The organism is Streptomyces sp. (assembly GCF_050698815.1).
Classification (GTDB): Bacteria; Actinomycetota; Actinomycetes; order Streptomycetales; family Streptomycetaceae; genus Streptomyces.
This window is the reverse complement of sequence record NZ_JBOHCV010000125.1, coordinates 1-5,001: the sequence shown is the minus strand read 5'-3', so window position 1 is coordinate 5,001 and position 5,001 is coordinate 1. Positions and strand designations below refer to the sequence as shown.

Sequence of the window (5,001 nt, the reverse complement as noted above, 5' to 3'; positions counted from 1 at the left end):
CTCCTACCACCTGGCCCGGGAGGGGTACGGCGACGTCGCGTTCGCGCCCTCGCTGCTCACCGCCGTGCTGGCCGGCGCCTGCCTCGGCTTCCTGCCGCACAACTTCTCGCCGGCCCGGATCTTCATGGGTGACTCGGGCTCGATGCTGATCGGGCTGACCCTGGCCGCGTCCGCGGTGACCGCGTCGAGCACGGCCGACTCGCAGACGTTCGCGAACTCGCCGGCCGACACGCTGCCGATGTACCTGCCGTTCCTGCTGCCGCTGGTGGTGCTGGCCATTCCGCTGGTCGACCTGGTGATGGCCGTGGTCCGCCGGGTCAAGGCCGGGCGCTCGCCGTTCTCGCCGGACAAGCTGCACCTGCACCACCGGCTGCTGGAGATCGGGCACTCGCACAGCCGCGCGGTGCTGATCATGTACTTCTGGTCGGCCCTGATCGCCTTCGGCGCGGTCGCCTTCTCGGTGCAGTCCTCCAGCCTGGCGATCGTGCTCCTCATCGTGCTGCTGTGCGCGGTCGGGCTCGTCGTACTGCTGCTGCCGCGGTTCACGCCGCGGATCCCGGGCTGGGCGGAGGCGCTCGTACCGCCCCGGTACCGGAGCGGTCAGGAGGAGTTGCCGGAACCGCTCCTCCAGGGGGACCCGGTCCAACTCGCCGCGGACGCAGGGGAGTCCGGCGAGGCGGCGGAGGCGATGGAGTCCGAGCAGCACCTTGACCCGGCCTTTGCCGGGCTCCACGGCGCTACGGCGATCAGCACCAACCGTCAACAGGGCGCACACAGTTCACGCCCTGCGTGTGACGGGCAGCACACGAAGTAGGTAAAGACCTGATCAAATAGTTTGTGATACCGTTCACGAAACCCGGCGATGGGGCCGAAGAACCGTAGAGCGACGGTTCTCGGCGCGAGGCTCGTACCCCTCACGCCGGGGACACGGTTGTCCCTGACGACAGACGCCCCCGATCTTCCGGAGCTTTTCCATGCCGTCGAACGACGCCCGCATGCTGGTGCAGTGCGCCGTCCCGACCGCCCTCGCAGGTGTCGTGGCCGCGGTGGTGAGCGGTGTGCTCGCCGGCGGCAAGGGCGCCGTCGGCGCGGCAGCCGGCGCGGTGGTGGTGATCCTTTTCATGGGGATCGGCCTCGTCGTGCTGCAGCGCACCGCCAGGTCCCTTCCGCACCTTTTCCAGGCGATGGGCCTGCTGCTCTACACGACGCAGATCCTGCTGCTCGCCGTGGTCCTGATCACGTTCAAGGACACGTCGCTCTTCAACACCAAGGCGTTCGCGTTCTCGTTGCTGGGTGCCGCGCTGCTGTGGGTCGCCGCTCAGGCCCGTGCGCACACGAAGGCCAAGATCCTTTATGTGGAACCCGAACCCTCTGCCGCCGCCGGTGGTGACACGAACAAGGTCGCCGCGACAGGGGCCAATTCGTGACCCGCGGCACACGTAGGGCCGGGATAAGCAACCGTTCGGACAACTGCTATCGTCCCTTGCCAACTGCGGTGCAGCAGGCGCAGGCGGCCGAGCTCGCCCGTCCCCCGAGACGGAGCGGGTGGCCCCGCTCGCTGTTCAGCTGCCGCTCCCACATTCGTCAGACCAGTCCAGTGCCGCTCCGTGGCCGCGTGCCGCGCCGACACATCGAGGTAGCCGTATCCATGCGCCATGCCGAAGGAGCTCGCGGTGAGTGCTGACCAGATGCTCGCCTTCGAGACCGATTGCCACCTCTTCGAGGGGTGTGGCTTCAGTACCGTTTCGCCCGGCTTGCACTCCTTCGTATTCAAACCGCTCTTCACGGTCGGCGGGTACGACGTCAACAAGTCCATGCTGCTCGCGCTGTTGGGCACCATCGCGATCCTGTGGTTCTTCCAGGCCGCGTTCGGCAAGCCCAAGGTGGTGCCGGGCAAGCTGCAGATGATCGGTGAAGCCGGATACGACTTCATCCGTCGCGGCGTGGTCTACGAGACGATCGGCAAGAAGGAGGGCGAGAAGTACGTCCCCTTGATGGTCGCCCTGTTCTTCTTCGTCTGGGTGATGAATCTCTGGTCGGTCATCCCGCTCGCCCAGTTCCCGGTGACGTCGATCATCTCGTACCCGATGGGTCTGGCGCTGATCGTCTACATCACGTGGGTCTCACTGACCTTCAAGCGTCACGGTTTCGTCGGCGCCTTCAAGAACTTCACCGGGTACGACAAGTCGCTCGGCGCGGTGCTGCCGATGAGCATGACGATCGAGTTCTTCTCGAACCTGCTGGTGCGGCCCTTCACCCACGCGGTTCGGCTCTTCGCCAACATGTTCGCCGGTCACCTGCTGATCGTCATGTTCACGGTCGCCACCTGGTACATGCTGAGCGGCATCGGGATCGCCTTCGCGGGCGTCTCGTTCGTGATGACCATTGCGATGACGGCCTTCGAGCTGTTCATCCAGGCTGTCCAGGCGTACGTCTTCGTTCTCCTGGCGAGCAGCTACATCCAAGGTGCGCTCGCCGAGAGCCACTGAGAACCCCTGCCCGAACAACGACCACCTGGTTGTCCGGTGGCCAACCCCCACCGGTCCGTTAGACAGAAGGAAGAAACGGCATGTCCGCTCTCCAGAACCTCGCTGCCGTCAGCGGCTCCCTCGGCTCGATCGGCTACGGCCTCGCCGCGATCGGCCCGGGCATCGGCGTCGGCATCGTCTTCGGTAACGGCACCCAGGCGCTCGCCCGTCAGCCCGAAGCCGCTGGTCTGATCCGTCAGAACCAGATCCTCGGCTTCGCCTTCTGTGAGGCGCTCGCCCTGATCGGCATCGTCATGCCGTTCGTCTACGGTCCGTGATCGTCACTCACTGACCGACTCACTCGTCGAAAGGCACTGATGTGATCGCCCTGGTACAGATGGCGGCCGAGAAGCAGAATCCGCTCCTGCCGCCGATCCCAGAGCTCGTCATCGGCCTGATCGCTTTCGCCATCGTCTTCTTCTTCCTCTGGAAGAAGCTCCTCCCGAACATCAACAAGGTTCTGGAGCAGCGCCGTGAGGCCATCGAAGGCGGTATCGAGCAGGCTGACGCGGCCAAGGAAGAAGCCGCAGAGGTCCTCAAGCAGTACAAGGACCAGCTCGCCGAGGCCCGGCACGAGGCCGCGCGGATGCGTTCCGAAGCGCAGGAGCAGGGCGCCACGCTCATCGCTGAGATGCGCGCGGAAGGCCAGCGGCAGCGCGAGGAGATCGTGCAGGCCGGGCATGCGCAGATCGTGGCCGACCGCAAGCAGGCGGCGCAGGCGCTGCGCCAGGACGTGGGCAAGCTCGCCACCGACCTGGCCGGCAAGCTGGTCGGGGAGTCCCTCGAGGACCACGCCCGGCAGAGCCGTACGATCGACCGCTTCCTCGAGGACCTCGAGGAGAAGGCCGAGGCCGCCCGATGAACGGCGCGAGCCGTGAGGCACTGGCCGCCGCCCGTGAGAGCCTGACGGCGCTGACCGACTCGACGTCGGTCGACGCCGTGGCGCTCGCCGACGAGCTGGCCGCCGTGACCGTACTGCTCGACCGCGAGAAGTCGCTGCGCCGGGTCCTCACCGACCCGTCGCGCAGTGGCGAGCGCAAGGCCGAGCTGGTCGGGACCGTGCTGGGCGGCCAGGTCGGCGGCACCACCGTCGACCTGATCTCCGGCATGGTGCGTTCCCGCTGGTCGGCCTCGCGTGACCTGGTCGACGCGACCGAGGAGCTGGCGGACTCCGCCGACCTCGTCGCCGCCGAGCGGGACGGCTCGCTGGAGGAGACCGAGGACGAGCTGTTCCGGTTCTCCCGTACCGTCTCCTCCGCGCCCGACCTGCGGGCCGCACTCGCCAGCCCCACGGCCGCCGTCGAGGCGAAGGTGCGGCTGCTGCACACCCTGCTCGGCGGCAAGGCTCGGCCTGCCACGGAGCGGCTGGTCACGCGTCTGGTGAGTGTGCCGCGGGGACGTAGCCTGGAGGGTGGACTGCAGGCCCTCTCCACCCTGGCGGCGGAGCGGCGGGACCGGTCGGTGGCGATCGTCACCTCCGCGGTGCCGCTGAGCGACCGGCAGCGGGAGCGTCTCGGTTCGGCGCTGGCGACCCTTTACGGGCGCCGGATGCACCTGAATCTCGACGTGGACCCCGAGGTCCTGGGCGGCATCACGGTGCGCGTCGGGGACGAGGTCATCAACGGCTCCATCGCGGACCGCCTCGGTGAGGCGGAGCGGCGGATGGCCGGCTGACGGTTCCGGCCGCGGTGCGGCCGCGGCAGTGCGCACACACCAACTCAACAGCATCACTTAGCGGCCCGAGTTGGGCCGTAGAAGATCGATACGGTCCCAACAAGGAGAGCAGGGAACCCAGATGGCGGAGCTCACGATCCGGCCGGAGGAGATCCGGGACGCACTGGAGAATTTCGTCCAGTCGTACGAGCCGGACGCGGCCTCGCGCGAAGAGGTCGGGACGGTCAGCGTTGCCGGAGACGGCATCGCGAAGGTCGAGGGTCTTCCCTCGGCCATGGCGAACGAGCTGCTGAAGTTCGAGGACGGCACCCTCGGCCTCGCCCTCAACCTTGAGGAGCGCGAGGTCGGCGCGGTTGTCCTCGGTGAGTTCAGCGGCATCGAGGAGGGCCAGCCGGTGCGGCGCACCGGCGAGGTTCTGTCGGTTCCGGTCGGCGACGGCTATCTCGGCCGCGTCGTGGACCCGCTGGGTGCCCCCGTGGACGGGCTCGGCGAGATCGAGTCCGAGGGCCGCCGCGCCCTCGAGCTGCAGGCCCCCTCGGTCATGGACCGCAAGTCGGTGCACGAGCCGATGGCGACCGGCTACAAGGCCGTCGACACCATGACCCCGATCGGCCGCGGCCAGCGTCAGCTGATCATCGGCGACCGGCAGACCGGCAAGACCGCGCTATGCGTCGACACGATCATCAACCAGCGCGACAACTGGCGCAGCGGCGACCCGGACAAGCAGGTCCGCTGCGTCTACGTCGCCATCGGCCAGAAGGGCTCCACCATCGCGTCCGTACGCGGCGCCCTGGAGGAG

Annotated in this window: 6 protein-coding genes and 1 pseudogene; all 7 read left to right on the top strand. The window is 67.8% G+C overall.

Features of this window, described 5'->3' with window-relative positions; translation table 11 throughout:
• Positions 1–814: MraY family glycosyltransferase (locus ACRDP3_RS04985; protein WP_431515581.1), on the top strand; the 814-nt coding region annotated here is incomplete at its 5' end.
• Positions 815–974: 160 nt separating this feature from the next.
• Positions 975–1,427, top strand: coding sequence for a hypothetical protein (locus ACRDP3_RS04980; protein WP_431515580.1), 453 nt, complete (start codon positions 975–977; stop codon positions 1,425–1,427).
• 228 nt (positions 1,428–1,655) lie between these two features.
• Complete coding sequence (gene atpB / locus ACRDP3_RS04975) at positions 1,656–2,489, top strand: F0F1 ATP synthase subunit A (protein WP_431515579.1); 834 nt, start codon at positions 1,656–1,658, stop codon at positions 2,487–2,489.
• An 80-nt stretch (positions 2,490–2,569) separates the two neighbouring features.
• The gene (gene atpE, locus ACRDP3_RS04970) at positions 2,570–2,806 is read left to right on the top strand and encodes an ATP synthase F0 subunit C (protein ID WP_431515578.1); all 237 of its coding nucleotides are present in this window, start codon (positions 2,570–2,572) and stop codon (positions 2,804–2,806) included.
• Between the two features lie 41 nt (positions 2,807–2,847).
• The gene (locus ACRDP3_RS04965) at positions 2,848–3,390 is read left to right on the top strand and encodes a F0F1 ATP synthase subunit B (RefSeq protein WP_431515577.1); all 543 of its coding nucleotides are present in this window, start codon (positions 2,848–2,850) and stop codon (positions 3,388–3,390) included.
• A complete protein-coding gene (locus ACRDP3_RS04960) occupies positions 3,387–4,202 on the top strand; it encodes a F0F1 ATP synthase subunit delta (RefSeq protein ID WP_431515576.1) in 816 nt (271 codons plus the stop codon). Before ACRDP3_RS04965 ends, ACRDP3_RS04960 begins: the two co-directional genes overlap by 4 nt.
• Before the next feature lie 121 nt (positions 4,203–4,323).
• Positions 4,324–5,001: pseudogene (locus ACRDP3_RS04955) on the top strand (F0F1 ATP synthase subunit alpha); the annotation flags it as partial.